Genomic DNA, 18,677 nt, shown 5'->3' on the forward strand with positions numbered 1-18,677 from the left:
GCCCCCGAAAAGAGCCGCCCATTAAGGGCTCCCGTAAAAGACGGGGTTGATAGGACCGGGGTGTAAGCGGCGAGCTTCGGCGAGCCGTTCAGCCCGCGGTCACTAATCGCCCGCGCCGATTGAGCCGGTCTCAGGCATAGATTGGGGACGAATCTCTGCACGGTTTTTTCTTTTACTTTTTGTCTATTTTTTGTCTTATCTTCTTATCTGTGGTAATAATTTTAATACTAAAACTCATGTATATACTTCATACAAAAATTTTGCTATTGAAAGACGGAGAGTATGTATAGCATAGAAAACAAATTCTCTTAAATCCTGCATGTCTATAAGAGAAAATTTTTTAAACAACAAAAGTTCCTAAGAGCTATGGCAAGTGTCGTGCATGTCATAACGGTTGAATCAAACCCATCTGAAATTGTAGACAGTGTGAAAATGAGCGGCTATCCGATACACAAGGCTTACTTGGTTTTTGATAGGGATGAGGCAAAGAAAGCAGTGGAGGAGGTTAAGCGCACACTGAGTTCTCTTGTGGATGTAGACATAATACGGATAAATGACAACGGAATTTATGATGCAGTCGAGCAGATACTGAAGACTGTTAGAAAAGAAGTGGATGGGGGAAACACCTTACTTTTCAACATCACAGACTCTGACAAGCTAATGTGTCTTGCCTGCTTTATCTCAGGGCAGATTTCAGAGAGTAAAATTTACATGAAAGCAAATGGTGGGGTAGCAGAGGTACAGACACCACCCATGAAAAAGGTCAATGAGGATAAGCTTGAGATTCTAAGGGCGCTTGACAAGGAAGGTGGTGCAGTTGATTCTATAAACAAGTTGATAGAGCTTGTTGAAGGCAAACTGGAAGAGCAGAAGAAATATATGGCTCAGAGAGCGAGAATGAGTTATCACCTTAACGGTTTGGAAGAGGATGGCCTTGTTGTAACAGAGAGGAAAGGTAAAAATCTTAGAATATATCTCACGGAACTTGGAAAAGCATTTGTAGCAATGTTCGGATGATCGTTCATGCTTTCAGTATTGGTGGTTGCGGAGGATGCAGAGTGGCATAACTATAAAGAGCTTGAAGAATGTCTGATGAACGATTACCATGTGGACTACACAGACAAGATCACTACAGACATAGCAGAGCTGAGTAAAATTGAGTTTTCCTACGAGATTATCTTTTTTCTGAAGCATCTTGAGATGTCAGACGTTCCGGCAATTTCAAGACTTGCGAAAAGTAAAATTATGGTTTTTCATGTGAAAAACAGGAATGTGCTTGTTCCCATTTCTGAAGACCTCCTTCCCGTAGGAGACTTGGAGCTAAATGCGTCAGCCATGCGCGGCAGACTTGAATACTTTGCAGGGGTAGATAGAATAAGATTGCTTGATGCTCACCACATGGAATTGAGAGAGAATTGTGAAATAATTCTGAATGGAAACAGGAATACAAAGGTTTTACTTGGGGATATAACGTTCAGAACGGGTAAAAACGTAATTTTTGGGGTTAGAAAAGATAACATGGCGTGGTTTTCAGCAGACATTTTTTCCAATGAAGCGATGAAGGAAAGCGACAATTGTCGTTTCATAAAAAATTTGTTAAAAGAGCTTGTTGGTAGCGCAGAAATTTACTGATTCACTCTTTTTTCAGCCATGGCATCATTTTTCTTAGCTCTCTACCGACCTCCTCTATCGGATGGCTCCTCTCCATCTCAAGCAGTTTGTTGTAAACGGGTCGTCCGGCCATGTTTTCGAGTATCCACTCTCTCGCAAATTCACCACTCTGGATCTCCTTCAGAATTTTTCTCATCTCCTCTCTTGTTTGCTCTGTGAAAATTCTCTTTCCTCTTGTCATTCCACCATATTTGGCGGTTTCACTTACTGCGCTCCACATGTTGTAAATCCCACCCTCGTAGATTAGATCAACAATGAGTTTCAACTCGTGCAGAACTTCAAAGTAGGCTATTTCAGGTTGATAACCGGCTTCGACAAGAGTCTCGAAGGACATCTTTATCATCTCAGCAACTCCTCCGCAGAGATCAACCTGTTCACCGAAAAGGTCGGTCTCAGTTTCCTCCTTGAACGTGGTCTCAATGACGCCTGCCCTTGTAGCTCCAATCCCCTTAGCATAAGCCAGAGCTATTTTCAGCGCCTTACCCGTGTAATCCTGCTGCACAGCTACGAGCGATGGCACACCTTTACCTTCAATAAACATCCTTCTAACAAGAGGTCCCGGGCCCTTGGGTGCGACCATTGCCACGTCCACCGTTTCGGGAGGGATGATTTGGTTGAAGTGGATGTTGAATCCGTGTGCAAACATCAGCATACATCCTTCCTTCAGTTTGTCCCTCACGTAATCTCTGTAAACCTGTGGCTGAACCATATCGGGAATAAGCATCGAAATAACATCTGCTCCATCTGCAGCTTCTTCAAGCTTCTTGACCGTCATTCCGTCCTTCTCTGCCTTTTCCCAGCTTGCCTTGTCCCATACAGGAAGTCCAACAACAACATCAACTCCCGAATCCTTCAAATTCAAAGCGTGCGCATGTCCCTGACTCCCGTAACCGATTATGCAAACAGTTTTCCCTTCTAACTCCTTTAAATCCGCATCTTCGTCGCGATAAATTTTCGCCATGCTTTTTCCTAACTTTGGCGATAGATATATATTACGAATGTAGAGGTTTTTTATGCGAACAAAGTTCGGTTTAAGAACAGAGGTCCTGCTTAGGACTGTTTATTCAGCAATTGAGAATGACCTTTTGGTTGTTGGACCAAGCTTTGTGGCACACTCGCTGAATGTCTCCAAGTCAACAGCTCAAAAAATGCTTGTTGAGCTCTCAGAAATGGGTTATGGTGTTTATGTCCCTAAAAAAGGACTTGTGTTGAATGATGCAGGTAGAAGAGAGGCTGTGAAAGCGGTAAGAAACCACAGACTGATCGAGTGCATGCTTGACGAAGTTGGAGTCAGAGAGGTTTGTAACGAAGCGGAGAAAATAGAAATGGTCGCTGGAGAGGAACTGATGAGAGCCCTTGAAGAGAAATACGGAGATAGGAAGAGATGCCCCTGTGGCAAAAGGATTCCAGAGGTGACACCTTGAGAAGCGTGGTAATCGTATTTCTTCTGTTAGCCGCGATACAGACGGCAGGTGCGGAAACGATTGTAGTTACAATCCCTGATTTTAAGCCAATTGTTGAGGCTGTCGCAGGAGAGGGCTTCGAGGTTGTAACTTTACTCCCACAAGGTTCAGACCCTCACGAATTCAGCCTTTCTATTGAGGATTTGAAGAAACTTAGGAGTGCTGACCTTATAGTTCTGGTAAACTCACATTTTTTTGAGTTTGAAGCTAAAATTTCAAGAGAATTTACAAACACTCTGGATTTTGACGACTACAACGTCAAACTCTATGATTTTCCGGGTTTTCCTTCAAATCTGCATGGATATTGGATGCTGCCCGAAAATGGTATTGGAATCGCAAGAGCGGTAATGGAGAGCCTGTCAGAGATGTATCCCGAAAAGAAAGATCAATTTGAGAGAAATTACAAGATTTTCGTTGGCAGAGTTGAGGATGCTGTGAAAGAGGCGCGTAAAATAGTCTCAGGTGAGGAGGGAAAGAAATACGTGGCGATGGTTCCGGGTGTTTGCTACATCGCCAAATCTCTCAACATTACAATTGCCGCGGTCGTTATTTCGGAAGGTTCCGGGATTGCAAGTGCGAGGGAACTATCGGAGGTAAAAAACAGGCTTGAGAGCGGGGAGTATAGAGGTATTATTGCTCCTGAATTCATGAAGTATGGGAAAGGGGGTGAGATGGCGAAAGAGCTTGTGAGGGGTAGCGGAGCAAAAATAGCGTGGGTCAAATTCTCTCAAGGAGATTCTGCCTACGATACAATGCTAATTTCAAATGCTGCAAAGATAGCTTACTCGTCTGAAAGCTTCGAGTTTAGCTGTGGAACAAGCCAATTGCTGTACATCCTTGCAGTGCTTTGCGTACTCGAAGCTCTGATAATCGCTCATTTAATGGTGAGAGGATGAAGACGGTAATTCTCCACGACGTGTCCTTTTCCTATGACAAAAAAGTTCTTGAAGACCTGAATTTTGAGATTGACAGAGGAGAGTTTATTGCAATTCTTGGCCCGAACGGGGCAGGCAAAACTACCTTGGTAAAGCTAATACTTGGACTACTTAAACCCGAGAAAGGGTGGATCAAGGTTCTTGGATATAATTCTTTTAAGGAAAGACACAAATTCGTTGATCTTATAGGCTATCTGCCTCAGAGGGAAGAGATTGTGAGTGAGTTACCCTTAACCGTATCTCAGGTTGTCAAGCTGCCTTTACTCTCCAAAGGAAAGAGAGTGGGCGAGGAGAAGGTACTGAAAGTGCTTTCAATGGTCGGAATGGATGAGGAGATTGCTAAGAGGTTCGGTGAGTTGAGTGGGGGTCAGCAGCAGAGGGTTCTGCTCGCAAGGGCTCTTGTGGGCGATCCTGAAATTCTCCTCCTCGATGAGCCATTCAATGGGGTGGACATTCCATCTCAGGAAAAAATTGTGGAGGTTCTTAGCGATCTGACCTCTAAGGGTAAAACCGTTATAATTGTGGTTCATAACATAAATCCCGTTCTCCACGAAGTGGATAGGGTTATACTTCTCAACAGGAAAGTAATTGCAACTGGCAAACCCAATGATGTTTTCACGGAAGAGAACGTGATCAAAGCATACGGTAGCTCGATTCCGCTTGTAATCTGCGAAGAAGGATACACCCACCCCCTCTACGGTGATCAGCATGGATGAGCTTTTGATTAAAGCCGCAATCGTTTCGATTTTAATCGCAATCAATACTGCAATTGCAGGAACGCTAACCGTTTTCAGAAGAGCATCCTTTCTCGTTGCCGGATCATCCCATTCAGCCCTTGCAGGAGTAGCGGTAGCTCTGTTTCTCAAATCAATTGGGATTGACGTCCACTATTTTGCTTTCGCTCTTCTTGCTGCGGTGTTTGCAGCTTTTTTGTCAGCAAAGGCATCGAAGCATGGGGATATAAATACGGGCATAGCCGTTGCCTTTGCTCTCTCAATGGCAGTAGCCGTGGTTTTCATTTCAATGACGAGAAACTACACCTCAAACGCATGGCAGTTCCTGTTTGGAGACCTTCTCTTGTTAACTGATGAAGACTTCGCCCTCATATCTATCTCAACATCAGTTGTTCTGATCACAACATCCTTTTTCTACCACAAATTCCTCTTCATTTCCTTTGATCCGGATGGAGCGGAGGCTTTTGGAATAAACGTTCACCTTTACGACTTTCTTCTGATCTCTATTATCTCGATCTCAGTCGTTTCAGCCCTTAAGGCAGTAGGAGCCATTCTTGTTTTCTCAATTTTCATTGCACCATCGGCAACAGCCATGGAGATTGGAAAGAACACAAGGGCAATTTTTGGCATCTCCTTCATCATCGCTCTTCTCAGCATGTATTTTGGCTTGGCAATCTCCTATCAGTATTCCCTGCCTGCAGGTGCACTCGCTGCTCTCATAGCTTCCATAGTATACTTCATTACAGCAGCAAGGAAAATTTCTTAAGTCTTCCAACTGCTATGTGTCCAATGTGGCTGTCTCTGATTACGTTCATGGCGGGTTTTTTGATGCTGCTCTACGGCACGTTCAAAGCGCTCACCCTTCCACCAGTTGCATCTGCCGACATAGCTGAGAATTACAGAATAGTCTTTTTCCACGTTCCAGCAGCAATTTCATCCTTCATTGCCTTCACTTTCACCTTTATATTTTCAATCCTTTTCCTGAAAACTGAGAATTACAGGAGGGATTTACAGGCAGTTACTTCTGCCAAATTCGGATTTGCAATGATAACAGCAGCCTTAATCAGCGGCTCGATCTGGGCAAAGGTAGCGTGGGGAAGTTACTGGAACTGGGATCCAAGGGAAACCTTCGTCTTGGTTCTCTGGTTTGCTTACGCTGCATATTTCGCTCTCAGAACATCGATAGAGGATTACTCAACTAAGGCAAGATATTCAGCGATTTACTCCCTCTTTGCCTTCATCACCGTTCCGCTCAGCTACTTTTCTGCCAGAATCTCTGCTCTGCATCCAACGACGTCCGAACTCAGATTTGATGTCGAGAGAGGGACACTTCTTGGATTGATGATAATCTCGTTTATTCTGCTCTATGTGGCTTATTTCCTTATTGACTCAAAGATTTCTGAGATTAAAGAAAGAATGGGGGTGATCGAGAATGAATGATTACGCAGCGGTATTTCTTGCTTCGATGATAGTTCTCCTTTCTCTACTTGTCACATACCTCTTCACATTGCTGAAGGCGATGAAACTGTCGAAAAAGATTTGATCCTTATTCGAGCCTCCTCCTCACAGCAGGGTTTCTGGAAGCTATTGTTTTCAGAGCCGACTCAAAACAATCGTTCAGATGGATAGTTTCGCATAAGAATATCCCTGTCCTTCCCACCTCTCTTCTCCTCGTCAGAACCCTGATTCTCTCAGCGACTATATCTATGGATATTCCAAGCATCCTCGCAACACTGCTTGGATGCATGTCGGTGAGGGGCACCTCACGATGACCTTTTGTCGTAGGAATTATTAGAACAAGCCTCTTATCTACACCCGGCACTCTTATGTCATCCTTGATTCCAGAATAATCAATGCAACCACCAAATTTGTAGAAGTCCATCTCCCTCTCCCTCATTCTGACGAGAGGAAAGCTCACAGTCGTATCGTCTGTTAGAACAAACTCACCTTTGATGGCATAATTGGGGGTGGCTTGGACTATTCTCTTTTCAAGTATTTCAAAACCGTCCAAAGCTATTTCTACCTTGTATGAAGGAATCGTGTGGGGAATAAAGATATCAACATCACTTCTTTCATTAACATCTCCTCTTGCAACACTTCCATAGACGATACTTTCTATTCCGAAGGATAGTAGCGATTCCATTACTTCTCTCGCTCTTCTCCTCTTTTTTTTGAGAATATTCCATCTATCTTCTGTGTATTCTATCAATTTCCTTACCCCGTATGCTGCCGCTCTCCTCATCACACCTCTACTATCTCATCTATCCAGTCAAGGAACTCCTTGAGACCTCTTTCAATCGGAATTGCGCATATACATGGAACGGTATAGCTGTGTGCTGCCTTTACTTCTTCCCTGATTTTGCTGAATTTTTCCGCCCTCGTTTTAATGATCATGGCGTATTCTTCAGCCTCCTCTATCTTCCCCTCCCACCAGAAGTAGGATTTTATTGGGAAAATGTTTACACAAGCTGCAAGTTTCTTTTCAAGCATGATCTTGGCTATTTTTTCAGCCTCCTCCTTTGAAGAGGCCGTTACATATATGAAATTGTGCATGTTTTGACTTTCTTTCTCGATTTAAATTATTTCTTCTTCTTTTTGACAATTACTATATCCCCAAGTGTTGGTGATAGCCTTTTGCTTCTTCCCTCAACCTTCACTTCTGGAATCTGCTCCCTTAACTTTATATTAAAAAGCCTTTCAAGTTTTTCCACAACCTCGGGCTCAGGTGTGATTTCAGCATTCTCGATTTTCTTGATGAGCGATTCCTTCTCCTGAATTTTTTTTGCAAGTTGCTCCTGACTCCACCCCCTCTTCTCCCTCTCTCTCCTCACTATTAAGTGGTAATTTTCTATCAATTCGTCCTGAAACTCTATTTTCGTTGAACTCTTTTTCTTCTTTAAAACAACCCTTCTTGCCCCCGGTTGAGAGGCAATTGAGGGTTTTCTCTCACTGCCGTATTGCTTGCATGAAGGGCAGACTGTCATTTCACTGCCCTCAACAACGATCTTAAAGCCTTTGCCCTTAATCTCCCTGCCGCAAATTTCGCAGTTCATTTCAACCACCAGCAACAAGTTCTTATAGGATGAGGGTTATATAGTTATTTGGAGGCTTCCAGAGCGGTAAGCGGAAGCAAAAAATAATGAGGAATAGAGGTAGAGAAAATGGGGGATACCGAAATACAATATCTCCTTGAAAAGTTGAAAAAACTTGAGGAAGATTACTATAAGCTTAGAGAGCTTTATCGCAGACTTGAAGATGAAAAAAGATTTATCGAAAGCGAAAGAATAAGATACGAACGGGAAGTTAGGAGACTGAGAAGTGAAATTGAAAGATTACGCTCACCACCTCTACTCGTAGGTGTTATATCTGACGTGCTCGAAGATGGGCGAGTTGTAGTTAAAAGCTCAACTGGGCCAAAATTCGTCGTAAATGCATCACAGTATGTGAGCGATGACGAATTGAAGCCCGGAACAAGGGTTGCTCTGAACCAGCAGACCCTTGCGATTGTCAACGTCCTTCCAACATCAAAAGACCCGATGGTCTACGGCTTTGAGGTAGAGGATAGACCAGAAGTAAGCTACGAAGATATTGGAGGACTCGATGCTCAGATCGAGGAGATCAGAGAAGCGGTCGAGCTACCAATGCTGAAACCTGAGCTATTTGCGGAAATAGGAATAGAGCCGCCTAAGGGCGTTCTCCTATACGGTTCACCCGGTACCGGTAAGACTCTGCTTGCCAAGGCGGTTGCAAATCAGACAAAGGCAACGTTCATTAGAGTTGTCGGTAGCGAATTTGTCCAGAAATACATTGGAGAGGGGGCAAGACTTGTCAGAGAAGTCTTCCAGCTTGCAAAGGAAAAGGCACCTTCAATAATATTCATAGATGAGCTCGATGCAATTGCTGCAAGGAGAACAAACAGTGATACAAGCGGTGATAGGGAAGTTCAGAGGACTATGATGCAGCTCCTCGCTGAGCTTGACGGCTTTGATCCGAGGGGCGATGTGAAAGTCATTGGAGCTACGAACAGAATAGATATACTGGACCCAGCAATACTGCGACCGGGAAGGTTCGATAGAATTATAGAGGTTCCGATGCCGACTTTTGAGGGCAGAATTCAGATATTCAAGATACACACAAGGAAAATGAAACTTGCAGATGATGTTGATTTCAAGGAACTGGCGAGGGTCACGGAAGGTGCGAGCGGGGCAGACATAAAGGCGATTTGCACAGAGGCAGGAATGTTCGCAATAAGAGAAGAGAGGGCAAAGGTCACTATGTTGGACTTCACTAAAGCGATAGACAAAGTGTTGAAGAAGACGACTCCGATTCCGGATTTGAAGGGAGTGATGTTCGTATAACTGCTCTGGAAGCCTCCACCAAATGATATCGGTTATAATTTTTATTACAATTTTTACATTTATTCTCATTGCCTATATCCTTGAAGGTTTTGAACCTGTAGGTCTCAGACTTTCAGAAGTTTTGGCAATAATTTTTCTGCCACTGGCCTTCAACATCGTTCCACCTGTGCACATTGCAACCTTTGGGAAGGTTTACATCCTTGCAGAGTTCTCCGGTTTTCTCGTGCCCCTATTTATATCTCTTTACTTTATCTACAGTGGTAAATTTTCCTTTTTAAAATTTCTCATTGGTTTGTCTGTTGTTTCTATAACTTCTTATTACTTTTCAGATATTTCTGGTGTAGGAGTAGTCGTTTACAACCTCTTGCTGATTTCAGCACTCTCTGCAATTTACTCTGTGCTGATTGAGGGCAGAGGAAAAGGAGCTTTATCCTACTCATGTTCTACTCTTGGCGTTTTTATTGGATCAGATTTGGTTCGACTTTTCAGCTTTGAATCACACTCCGTTCTTACGATTGGAGGAGGCGGTTTAAAGGATGCTATTTTTATAGCGGGTATAAGTTCGGTGCTTATGGCACTTTTCCTCACGCATGTGATAAAAAACTTAAAAAGCACTGAGGAGTTCTAAAGAGGTAAGATGGAAATCGGCTGTCTCGTGGTTTCTCACAAAAAGGCAAACGTTCAAGAGATTGAGAGGGTCTGGCTTGAAAGTAAGTCGAGAATAGGAGATATTTTTTCCAGCTGTTCTGTCTCGGAGTATGCTTACCTATTTACATGCAACAGGTTCGAGCTTTATGTTGTTGGAGAGGGTATAAGGGACTGTCTCCAGAGTATTGCGAGAGAACTGGAGATTGAAGAAATATCTGAAATCTATTACGGAGATGACTGCCTCACTCACCTCATGAGGGTTGCAGCAGGAATCGAGTCAATGATTGTCGGTGAAGAGCAGATTCTGGGGCAGGTGAGGCAGTGCCACAATCTATGCAGGCAAGAAGGCATGATCGGGGAAGTCCTTGATAGAGTTTTCAGCAAGGCAGTTCAGACTGGGAGGAGGGTGAGGAGGGAGACAAAGATATCGAAGGGTTCTGTGTCGATAGGTTCTGCTGCGGTTGATATTGCAGAGAGAGTTCTCGGATCGCTGAATGGGAAAAAAGTGCTTCTCGTCGGTGCTGGGGAAATGGGAACTCTTGTTGCAAAAGCAATCGCCAACCGAGACGTTGAAACGATTCTAATCGCCAACAGAACCTACTCAAGGGCAGAGGAATTGGCAAAGAGGATTGGAGGAATAGCTGTCAGGTTTGATAGACTTAAAGAGTATCTCAAGACGTGTGATGTGGTCATTTCAGCAACTTCAGCACCTCACACTGTGATTTCAAAAGATGATGTAGAGGAAGTGATGAGGGAGAGGAGCAAAAAGCTTTTGATAATAGATATTGCTCTCCCGAGAGACGTTGAGGATTCTGTTGGTAGGCTTGATGGTGTTGAGCTGCTTACAATTGATGATCTGAAGAGAGTTAGTGAGGAAAATCTGAAGAAAAGGATGGATGAAGTTATTAAAGCTGAGAAAATTATAGCAGAGGAAGTTGAACAGCTAAAGCTCCTAATGAAGGACATAAATGCTAGATCGGCAATAGCGGCGATGTATTCCTTAGCCGAGAAATACGTTGATGAGGAAATAGAGGAACTTTACTCGAAGCTTGCAGCGAAGTATGACATTGATTTAGAGGTCAGAGAGATTCTTGAAGATTTTGCCAACTCTCTTATCAAGAAATTTCTGAGGGAACCAACTGTGAGGTTAAGGGAGGCTGCAAGAAAGGAGAAAAACTATATTATCGAGTCTGTGAAATACCTTTTTGGTGATGGAAATGGCAGAATTCCCAAAATTGAGATTGAGAAGACTGAGAAAGCCAAACCTCCGTAAAATTTTCAGAGAAACACGGTTAACACCTGAAAATTTTATTGTTCCCATTTTTGTTGATGAAAATATCAAGTCTAAGAAGCCAATAGAGTCAATGCCCGGTTACTATAGAATCCCAGTTGAAGGGGCTGTGAAAGAAGTTGAGGAATGTCTTGAACTCGGTTTGGGGAACTTTATTGTCTTCGGAATACCATCTTACAAGGATGAAGTGGGCAGCTCAGCCTTTGACAGTGATGGTGTTATCCAGAAGACGCTAAGGAAACTAAAGTCTGAGTTTCCGGATGTTGTTGTTGTTACAGACGTCTGCCTTTGCGAGTATACAACACACGGTCATTGTGGTGTAGTTAAAGATGGTGAGGTGCTAAATGACGAAACTCTGCCAATTCTTGGCAAAACAGCCGTGAGCCATGCTGAGTGTGGAGCGGACATTGTTGCGCCCTCTGGTATGATGGACGGGATGGTGGCAGCGATAAGGAAGGCGCTTGATGATTCAGGCTTTACAGATATTCCGATCATGAGTTATGCCGCAAAGTATGCCTCAAGCTTCTACTCACCTTTCAGAGAGGCTGCTGAGAGTGGTTATAAGTTCGGGGATAGGAAGGGGTATCAGATGGACATCCACAACTCCGATGAGGCGATGAGGGAGATCGAGCTTGATATTAAGGAAGGGGCAGATATAATAATGGTTAAGCCTGCTCTGCCCTATCTGGATATAATAAGGAGGGCTAAGGAAAAATTTGGTTATCCGCTTGCAGCCTACAACGTAAGTGGAGAATACAGTATGGTGAAAGCAGCAATTGAGAGAGGGTGGTTGGGCGAGGATGTGGTGTATGAAATTCTTGTTTCGATAAGGAGGGCGGGTGCGGACCTTATTATAACATATCATGCCAAGGAGGTGGTGGAGAAGCTTCAGTAGACCTCGGCATCAACAACGACGTGGTAAACGCCGGGCGAGTAGTTTTTTACCTTTTTAAAGTTCAAAATCCTGCACTTTTTCCCAGCCTTGCTGCAGGCCTTCTCAACCCTTCTTATAGGCCTATCAATCACAGCCTCCGGCGTTGACTCGTGGTAGTGGATGATCCCCCTCTCCGCGATAGCTCTAATCGCGACAGGTAAAAAATCTTGGCAGTAGATGTGACCCATGATAACTCTATCCGCCACATTCTCTGGTGTGACAAACATCGAATCGCCAAGAATCGGAACAACGTTCTCAACTTCATTCAGCCTGATGTTCTCCAGCAGGTATCTGTAAGAGTCAGGGTTGATTTCTATAGCGTAAATTCTCTTGGCTCTGGAGTGAACGGCGATGGGAATTGCAAAGTAGCCTATCCCCGCGAACATGTCAACAATGACTTCTCCATCATCAACGAGCCTCGCAACTCTCAACCTTTCCGCCTGATTTCCGAGGCTGAACATAACTTTGGTTATATCAAACTTAAATTTGCATCCGTTCTCCTTGTGAATAGTCTCGCTACCTTCACCCGCGATTAGTTCAACTCTTGGTTTCCTCAGCATCCCTTCTCTACCGTAATCGCACCAAACAGCCTTACATCTCGGGTTCAACTTTAGAAGAGCATTCCCTATTTCCTTTGCATATTTTTTAGCTCTATCATTCAGCTTTACCATTATGATGTCTCCTATGATCTTGTAGCCGCTTGGAGTTACTTCATCTGGCACTCTACCCTTTAGTAATCGTTTCAAACTCTTCCTTTGGGTGAACACGGGATCAGATTGTTCTACAATCTCAAATTCTTCAAAAAGGTGCTCAAAGCCATCAGCCACCGGTATCTCCACAAAATCTTCCCTTGAAACAATCAACCTACCCTTATCCTTTGCCCCAATCCTTTCAGCAAATCTCCTGACCTCTTCTGCTCTCTCTTTGGGAACGCGGACAGCTTTCATAAATCTTTGAGGAATGAATAATGCTTCCCCTTATGCTCGAACACCCTCACTTCCGACCCAATTTCAACTCCGAAGGGTTTTGCTGTAACCACAACCTTCCCATCGTTGCATACAACCTCAGCCATGGTTTCGTCAACATTAACTACAACCCCACCCTGCAATTCTTCCTTTTTAACTGCAACTTTATCTCTCCCAATGTTTACAGTCTTTCCGGTGATAATGTCTACACCTTTGCCGTTCTGCACGTTCTTGACTAAATACATCCTCCCATCTTTCTCGATAACGTCTCCCTCTCTATACTCCGGTATTTTCACCGAATATGTGAATCTATAAACGTCCCTACCATCAATCTTTGTATGCAGCTTTTTACTTTCTGTAATGCTTCCTCCAAGCCTCCTTGAAACGAATTTTGACAGCTTCATCCCTACGTTTCTGCTTCCCAGGTATATGTTCACACCCTCTCTTTTCCGCTCAATTTTGGATACAAATGCTTTCTCGTTCCCCTCTTCCCTCTCAAGAATCTCTCTCAGTATCTCCATCGCAACTTGTATCTCGCTTTCATCAAGTTCTCTGTTCTCCGCCCTGATCTGAACTATTGATTCGTAGTAACCACCACTTTCCTTGCTGCATCGCGGACAGCTAAGCTTTTTTATGCTGAAATTTAGCTGCTCCGTAACACTCACTTCGTCGCCAGCGATTTTACCAACGAATGTTACAAGATTGGAGTTCAAATCAAGCAGAACATCTTTAACTTCAAATTCCTCCGACACAAAGGAGTTTTTCAGCATAGTGTCCTCAAAAACCTCCCTGAAATCCTTGGAGACCCATTTGTTTCCATGTTTGATCGAACCACATCTGCTACAAACCACTATTTCAAATTTGTCAATTCTGACAACCTTTTCTCTTTCAGCTATGCACTTACCACAAAGATGTCCCTGTTTTATCTCTCTCCCACAGACTATGCATTTCACATATATGAGTCTGAGAAACACCTTATAAAAGAAAACCGAAAAATTTATATTCAGCTAACCTAACTATAGGTTAGGTAAGGAAAGTTAGGGAGAGAGAGTTAGGGTGGATAGGAGGTGATGTGGGATGTTCGTTGACCCGTTTGAGGAGTTTAGAAGGATGCAGGAGAGGTTTAACAGGCTTTTAGAGGATTTTAGCAGATTTCCGGAGTTCAAAGAGTATTTAAAAGAGTACAGGATGGGGATGCCCGTTGACGTCATTGATGAGGGTGACAACATCAAGGTCATAGCTGACATTCCCGGATTCAACAAGGAGGACATTGAAATATACTTTGAGAACGGTGATATTGTCATAAAGGCTGAGAGAAAAGAAGAGGTTGAAGAGAAAAAGAGGGACTACATTAGAAAGGAGAGGAGAATGGGCAGGTTCTACAGGAGAATTTCGCTCCCAGCAGACATTAACAAGGATGAAGTGAAGGCAAAATACAACAATGGTGTTCTTGAGATAACCATACCGAGGACTAAGAAGGAGAGGAAGGTTGTTCCGGTTGAGTAATATTTTTCTTTTTTTGGTCTCTATTTTTCGTTGGAAAGTTGCCGAAATTTAAATGCAAAGAGAAAAAAGAGTTAGACAATATCGAAAATATTCCCACTTTCATCTGCCACGAGAAAAAAGGCAGAATATACAATGCGTGGTATAGCCCAAAGAAAAAAGGATTGGCATTACAAAAAGTCTTTTTTGATATCCTATCGGAGGAAGAAAGAAAAGCCGTATTTTACCACGAAATTGAACATTCAAATATAAAGTTTTGGGATGTAATGTCACGATTTACTTGTTCTTTGTGGCTTGCATCAGCATCTGGAATATTGACGATGTTATTTTAGTTTGGTTATCGAATTATGGATGGTTGAGTAAAATAGTCCTCTCCGTAGCTTTTCTTGCATTCCTACCAATGTATGCTTAGCGTTTATAATTCCAAGCTGGGTGAACGAGCATGGGGCAGATTTATATGCTGTAAAAGTCGTGGGATTTAAGCCATTAACCCGACACTAATAAAACTCCATGTTTATAGCACTCTGAGAGGTTGTGAAAGTGCTATTTCCGGGTATAAGTTTTCCCGATTCGTTTGAATTTGACAAGCTCTCATATTTTACAATTTTGAAAGCTATAACCAGGAGAGTGTTAGTTATATATGAATCCTCAAACTGTTTTAAATCAGCCTTTACCTGAAACTCATCCATCTTTGAGGTTGAGGATAGAGAGAATTACTAGGCTTTCACAACAAATAAGCTCTTAAAATTTGGTTGCAGTGGCGCAATGTTCTAAAACTTTAGCTCACCAAACCCTCTAAGACCATCCAATTACGCACAACCCACAACAAGGAGAATAAATGGGCTCGGCCGGATTCGAACCGGCGATCTCCGCCTTGTAAGGGCGACGAGTGGGTTGGAGAACAGTCCTTTAGCGATATAACAGAATTACAACAAATATCTAATGAAAATACAGTAAGTCTGAAGGAAAGTCAAGAAAAGAAGTCGAAAGGCGGCAGTCTCATGGATCTGGAACTAACGTTCACGAAAGAGGAGCTTGAAGCTTATACCAAGCAGAGATTGAAGGGAGTTGCAAAGAAAACTCAAGATTGGATCAAAAGGGCAAGCCAAACACTGTGGGAGCAAACTAAGGGAGTTATCAGCTACGAAACAATGAGCAATCTGAGAGAATACACTTTAAACAAGTGGAAATCTGAGGATTCATGGGGGAAAGTTCTGAACTTTGCAAAGAGCTTTCTGGAGCATCTTGCAAAGCTGAGATTAGATAGCCGATACCTCAACTTCAGCATATTCCTCGATAAGCCTAAAGCCCGCAAGGAAGAAAAGATGGTTACTGATAGGGTTATCACGGAAAAGGATGTTCAGAACGTTATCAAGTTTTTCGTTAAGAAGTGGAAAGCTGGAAAGATGGATAGAGAAACAGCTCTTGCCAATGTTGTAATGGTGATTTTTGGAGCATATTCAGGGCAAAGACCACATACTCTTAAAAGGCTGAGAACTGAGCAATTCGAGAAGGCTTTAAACTCTAAACCACCCGTTCTGATTGTTGAAGCATCTCAGGATAAGATCAGAATGAAGCATTACGTTCCCTTACATCCAGATACTATTCCATTCATTAAGGAGCTGTTGAAGATCAGGAAAAAGCAAGGTAAGGAAAGGATGTTTGAATACGGCAGCATGGAAAATCAGCTTAAAAGAGGAAAGATCGAACTTGAACATTCTGATCTAATTGATAATCCAAAAGAACGGCATTTCGTGATTGGAGATCTCAGGAAGTTTGCAGAGCAGATGGCAGATAAGATCAAGTGGGATGTGAGCAACAAGAATTACATTCTAACCCATGCAGTATCATCAATAGATTGGAAGCGATATAAGCATCCTCTCCCAGAATTTGTTTACAAGATTTACATGGAGAGCTGGAAGAATGTTCATTTAGTTCCAAAAGAGGCTTATGAGCTTCTGAGGGCTAAAAAATAGGGTTAAAAATTTTTAACTTATTGAGCTGGATTGAAAACCATCTCATACTGGATTGTTATGCTCCCCCCAGCCTGAACCGTAACGGGGGTAAAGGTATCTCTCGCAATTAGCATATAATATGTGTTGTTTCCTGTATCTTTGAAAGAGATTATAACTCCGATCTCCGAACAAACTTGCTCAGTTTCAAAGCTAAAGGTTGCAGTAAAGACTATTTTAATTTCACCAGTTGAATCATCCACGATTAGCTGAGGAGCGTTAGCCGCAACTCTCGTTATTTCTGCACCAAGTTTGTAATCATCAATTGATGGTGGAGAGGTAGAGCTGCCTATTGCAACCTTCCAGAGGTTGCCCCAATCGAGATGGATGGGTGCAGCTCTATTAATGAGATCTGTTCCTCCTGAATATCCCCCCAAATATCTTGCCGTTCCATTCTCATCCAACACCATATATGAAGTTCCTGCTGATGCATCTCTTGTAAAACCCAACTTAAGGATTGCAGCCAGCCACATTGCCCAATTTTTCGTGAACAGATCATTATCTTTCTTGATCACATCAACTATCTCTCCATTTGGATCTCTTACCTCCAGCTTATATCTCAAATTCCCCATCTTCATCCCTCCTTACGTTGCAGGATTGAAAACCCATTCATACTGAATCGTAACACTCCCCCCAGCAGAAACCGTAACAGGCTCAAAGGTATCTCTCGCAACCAGAATGTTAAATCCATTGTTGTTTTTATCTCTCGCATAGAAGAAAACTCCGATTTCCGAAACAGTCTGTTCCTGATCAAAGCTGAACGTTGCAGAGAATATTATTTTAAGCTCCCCAGTAGATGGATCAGCCACGACTTGAGGCATGTTTGCCTGAACTCTTGCAACTTCAGCACCGAGAGCGATATCATTTACTGTTGGAGCAGAAGTTGAGCTTCCTATTGCAACTCTGAACTGATTGCCCCAATCACAATGAATCGGTGATGCTCTGTTTACGTAATCACTGTTGGAGCTGTAATTTCCAAGAGTTCTTGCCGTTCCATTCTCATCTATCGCTGTGTAAGTAGTGGCAGAATCCTTTGTAAAGCCCAATTTAAAGATCGCTGCCAGCCATGCTCCAAAATTAGCTGTAAACATATCATTATCCTTCTCTCTAACCCCAACAACTTCTCCATCCGCATTCTTAACTACCAACTTATACCTCAAATTCCCCATTCCTCAACTCACCTCCTTATTGAACCTGCATATTAGAACCAGATTTCAGAACCACAACAACAGGATCGACCTTATATGCTGCAGTTTTTGCTGAAGCTGGAACTTTAACTGGAGTAACAACCTTTGCAACGATTTTACTGCCAGAGGATATTGTTTCGAACTTATCTTCTACAACTGGAGCTTCGAAAGGTGTTGCCCCCTGCATATCGAGTATAGTTAGTTTCAAAACGCATTCGTGCCTGTAAACTGGTGGAGTTTTAACTACGACCTTAGTTTTAGCATTGCTGGGAATCCCAACTGGCAGGCCGTATATCACTTTCTGATCTGCAACAGCAGTAAGCCCCTGCGGAGGAGTAAGGCTTTCTGGCATTATCTCACCTCAAAGAACCTGATAAACAGGCATTTTATTGTTTCAAACTGAGAATCATCGAAATCTGCCATGAGGTTGATGGCATCATTTGGTTTCACTGGGATGTCAAACACGTAACAACAGTTTTCTTTGAGATCCAAACCCTGATTTAGGTAAGCTCCTCTACCGTTTATTACAACAATGAGCTTGGTTGGTTGATTGAAGGCAACAAAAACCCTCAACAAGCAATCAGTTTGCATGCTCAAGTTTCTCTGAAAGATTGGCTTTAGCCTTTCAACTTCAAAATCATCAAAGCTTTCGAGGACGTATTCAAGATCCTCTTTACTTAAGGCTCTCGTCATTGTTTCGTTCAGAATCCCTCTCAAAAGCTCCTTCTCCTCAATTATCTCCTGAATTAGAAACCTAATCAACTCTTCATTTGCCATTCTTCTCCCTCCTCTTTCCTTTAAACAATTCATACATTATCATAAGAGCAAGCAGGATGAGCAGCAAGAGATTCAGCTTTTGCTGTTTCTCAAGCTCCTCCCTTGTTTTTTTCAGTAGTTCAGGGCAAGATTCCTCAGTTGGAACTTCAGCCTCTTCCCCCAATAATGCTGCAGCAGCCTTAACCGCAATCATAGCTTC

General features: G+C 42.9%; 25 protein-coding genes and 1 rRNA gene. 14 read left to right on the plus strand and 12 right to left on the minus strand.

Annotated features, from left to right (window positions below; all coding sequences use genetic code 11):
• The 3 genes from BP688_RS10095 to BP688_RS10105 form a co-directional block, all read left to right on the plus strand.
• Positions 1–126: ribosomal RNA gene (locus tag BP688_RS10095) — 23S ribosomal RNA — on the plus strand; the annotation flags it as partial.
• A gap of 240 nt (positions 127–366) precedes the next feature.
• Positions 367–1,017 (plus strand): HFX_2341 family transcriptional regulator domain-containing protein, encoded by a 651-nt coding sequence (locus BP688_RS10100; protein WP_290597284.1) that lies wholly within the window; start codon positions 367–369, stop codon positions 1,015–1,017.
• Positions 1,018–1,023: 6 nt separating this feature from the next.
• Entirely contained in the window at positions 1,024–1,632 is a 609-nt protein-coding gene (locus BP688_RS10105) for a hypothetical protein (RefSeq protein ID WP_290597283.1), read from the plus strand.
• A gap of 1 nt (position 1,633) precedes the next feature.
• Here BP688_RS10105 and ilvC read toward each other — a convergent pair whose 3' ends face one another.
• A complete protein-coding gene (gene ilvC / locus BP688_RS10110; RefSeq protein WP_290597282.1) occupies positions 1,634–2,632 on the minus strand; it encodes a ketol-acid reductoisomerase in 999 nt (332 codons plus the stop codon).
• A gap of 52 nt (positions 2,633–2,684) precedes the next feature.
• Between ilvC and BP688_RS10115 the strand changes: the two genes are divergently transcribed.
• Genes BP688_RS10115 through BP688_RS10135 form a run of 5 tightly spaced genes read left to right on the plus strand, consistent with a single transcriptional unit; the run spans position 2,685 to position 6,243 of the window.
• On the plus strand, positions 2,685–3,095 hold the full coding sequence (locus tag BP688_RS10115) for a metal-dependent transcriptional regulator (protein ID WP_290597281.1): 411 nt from the start codon (positions 2,685–2,687) through the stop codon (positions 3,093–3,095).
• 5 nt (positions 3,096–3,100) lie between these two features.
• Positions 3,101–4,030: a metal ABC transporter solute-binding protein, Zn/Mn family gene (locus BP688_RS10120; RefSeq protein WP_290597285.1), complete on the plus strand. Its 930-nt coding sequence runs from the start codon at positions 3,101–3,103 to the stop codon at positions 4,028–4,030.
• The gene (locus BP688_RS10125; RefSeq protein ID WP_290597280.1) at positions 4,027–4,785 is read left to right on the plus strand and encodes a metal ABC transporter ATP-binding protein; all 759 of its coding nucleotides are present in this window, start codon (positions 4,027–4,029) and stop codon (positions 4,783–4,785) included. The genes BP688_RS10120 and BP688_RS10125 overlap by 4 nt, the downstream gene beginning before the upstream one ends.
• Positions 4,778–5,569, plus strand: a complete 792-nt coding sequence (locus tag BP688_RS10130) for an iron chelate uptake ABC transporter family permease subunit (protein ID WP_290597279.1) — start codon at positions 4,778–4,780, stop codon at positions 5,567–5,569. Before BP688_RS10125 ends, BP688_RS10130 begins: the two co-directional genes overlap by 8 nt.
• 23 nt (positions 5,570–5,592) lie before the next feature.
• Positions 5,593–6,243 (plus strand): cytochrome c biogenesis protein, encoded by a 651-nt coding sequence (locus BP688_RS10135; protein WP_349677338.1) that lies wholly within the window; start codon positions 5,593–5,595, stop codon positions 6,241–6,243.
• A 106-nt stretch (positions 6,244–6,349) separates the two neighbouring features.
• Here the strand turns inward: BP688_RS10135 and BP688_RS10140 are convergent, their stop codons facing one another.
• Genes BP688_RS10140 through BP688_RS10150 form a run of 3 tightly spaced genes read right to left on the minus strand, consistent with a single transcriptional unit; the run spans position 6,350 to position 7,865 of the window.
• The gene (locus tag BP688_RS10140) at positions 6,350–7,045 is read right to left on the minus strand and encodes a nucleotidyltransferase domain-containing protein (protein WP_290597277.1); all 696 of its coding nucleotides are present in this window, start codon (positions 7,043–7,045) and stop codon (positions 6,350–6,352) included.
• Positions 7,045–7,356 (minus strand): divalent-cation tolerance protein CutA, encoded by a 312-nt coding sequence (gene cutA, locus BP688_RS10145; RefSeq protein WP_290597276.1) that lies wholly within the window; start codon positions 7,354–7,356, stop codon positions 7,045–7,047. Before cutA ends, BP688_RS10140 begins: the two co-directional genes overlap by 1 nt.
• 26 nt (positions 7,357–7,382) lie before the next feature.
• Positions 7,383–7,865 (minus strand): multiprotein bridging factor aMBF1, encoded by a 483-nt coding sequence (locus BP688_RS10150; RefSeq protein WP_290623914.1) that lies wholly within the window; start codon positions 7,863–7,865, stop codon positions 7,383–7,385.
• 99 nt (positions 7,866–7,964) lie between these two features.
• Here BP688_RS10150 and pan point away from each other — a divergent pair, with 99 nt between their 5' ends.
• From pan to hemB, 4 genes are read left to right on the plus strand one after another with little or no spacing between them, the layout of a single operon-like run.
• On the plus strand, positions 7,965–9,161 hold the full coding sequence (gene pan / locus BP688_RS10155; protein WP_290597274.1) for a proteasome-activating nucleotidase: 1,197 nt from the start codon (positions 7,965–7,967) through the stop codon (positions 9,159–9,161).
• 22 nt (positions 9,162–9,183) lie between these two features.
• Positions 9,184–9,789 (plus strand): DUF1614 domain-containing protein, encoded by a 606-nt coding sequence (locus BP688_RS10160; protein ID WP_290597273.1) that lies wholly within the window; start codon positions 9,184–9,186, stop codon positions 9,787–9,789.
• Between the two features lie 9 nt (positions 9,790–9,798).
• A complete protein-coding gene (gene hemA / locus BP688_RS10165; RefSeq protein ID WP_290623908.1) occupies positions 9,799–11,082 on the plus strand; it encodes a glutamyl-tRNA reductase in 1,284 nt (427 codons plus the stop codon).
• Positions 11,027–11,995 (plus strand): porphobilinogen synthase, encoded by a 969-nt coding sequence (gene hemB, locus BP688_RS10170; RefSeq protein ID WP_290597271.1) that lies wholly within the window; start codon positions 11,027–11,029, stop codon positions 11,993–11,995. The genes hemA and hemB overlap by 56 nt, the downstream gene beginning before the upstream one ends.
• On the opposite strand, the gene BP688_RS10175 is transcribed toward hemB, so the two are convergent.
• Positions 11,989–12,981 (minus strand): class I SAM-dependent methyltransferase, encoded by a 993-nt coding sequence (locus BP688_RS10175; protein WP_290597270.1) that lies wholly within the window; start codon positions 12,979–12,981, stop codon positions 11,989–11,991. The two genes, hemB and BP688_RS10175, sit on opposite strands and share 7 nt — an antisense overlap.
• Positions 12,978–13,973, minus strand: a complete 996-nt coding sequence (locus BP688_RS10180) for a 60S ribosomal export protein NMD3 (RefSeq protein ID WP_290623910.1) — start codon at positions 13,971–13,973, stop codon at positions 12,978–12,980. Before BP688_RS10180 ends, BP688_RS10175 begins: the two co-directional genes overlap by 4 nt.
• Before the next feature lie 103 nt (positions 13,974–14,076).
• Between BP688_RS10180 and BP688_RS10185 the strand changes: the two genes are divergently transcribed.
• A complete protein-coding gene (locus tag BP688_RS10185) occupies positions 14,077–14,505 on the plus strand; it encodes an Hsp20/alpha crystallin family protein (RefSeq protein WP_290597268.1) in 429 nt (142 codons plus the stop codon).
• Positions 14,506–14,999: 494 nt separating this feature from the next.
• On the opposite strand, the gene BP688_RS10190 is transcribed toward BP688_RS10185, so the two are convergent.
• Positions 15,000–15,191 (minus strand): hypothetical protein, encoded by a 192-nt coding sequence (locus BP688_RS10190; RefSeq protein WP_290597267.1) that lies wholly within the window; start codon positions 15,189–15,191, stop codon positions 15,000–15,002.
• A gap of 312 nt (positions 15,192–15,503) precedes the next feature.
• Here BP688_RS10190 and BP688_RS10195 point away from each other — a divergent pair, with 312 nt between their 5' ends.
• Positions 15,504–16,478, plus strand: a complete 975-nt coding sequence (locus BP688_RS10195) for a hypothetical protein (RefSeq protein WP_290597266.1) — start codon at positions 15,504–15,506, stop codon at positions 16,476–16,478.
• Between the two features lie 17 nt (positions 16,479–16,495).
• Here BP688_RS10195 and BP688_RS10200 read toward each other — a convergent pair whose 3' ends face one another.
• From BP688_RS10200 to BP688_RS10220, 5 genes are all read right to left on the minus strand, one after another.
• Positions 16,496–17,086, minus strand: coding sequence for a hypothetical protein (locus BP688_RS10200; protein ID WP_290623912.1), 591 nt, complete (start codon positions 17,084–17,086; stop codon positions 16,496–16,498).
• A 12-nt stretch (positions 17,087–17,098) separates the two neighbouring features.
• Positions 17,099–17,674 (minus strand): hypothetical protein, encoded by a 576-nt coding sequence (locus BP688_RS10205; protein ID WP_290624627.1) that lies wholly within the window; start codon positions 17,672–17,674, stop codon positions 17,099–17,101.
• A gap of 25 nt (positions 17,675–17,699) precedes the next feature.
• Positions 17,700–18,053 carry a hypothetical protein gene (locus BP688_RS10210; protein WP_290597264.1) on the minus strand — a complete coding sequence of 118 codons (354 nt, stop codon included), beginning with the start codon at positions 18,051–18,053 and terminating at the stop codon, positions 17,700–17,702.
• On the minus strand, positions 18,053–18,478 hold the full coding sequence (locus tag BP688_RS10215) for a hypothetical protein (protein ID WP_290597263.1): 426 nt from the start codon (positions 18,476–18,478) through the stop codon (positions 18,053–18,055). The genes BP688_RS10210 and BP688_RS10215 overlap by 1 nt, the downstream gene beginning before the upstream one ends.
• On the minus strand, positions 18,468–18,677 hold a 210-nt coding region (locus tag BP688_RS10220), incomplete at its 5' end, for a hypothetical protein (RefSeq protein WP_290624629.1). The genes BP688_RS10215 and BP688_RS10220, both read right to left, overlap by 11 nt.

The organism is Archaeoglobus sp. UBA230, assembly GCA_002507545.1.
Taxonomy (GTDB): domain Archaea; phylum Halobacteriota; class Archaeoglobi; order Archaeoglobales; family Archaeoglobaceae; genus Archaeoglobus.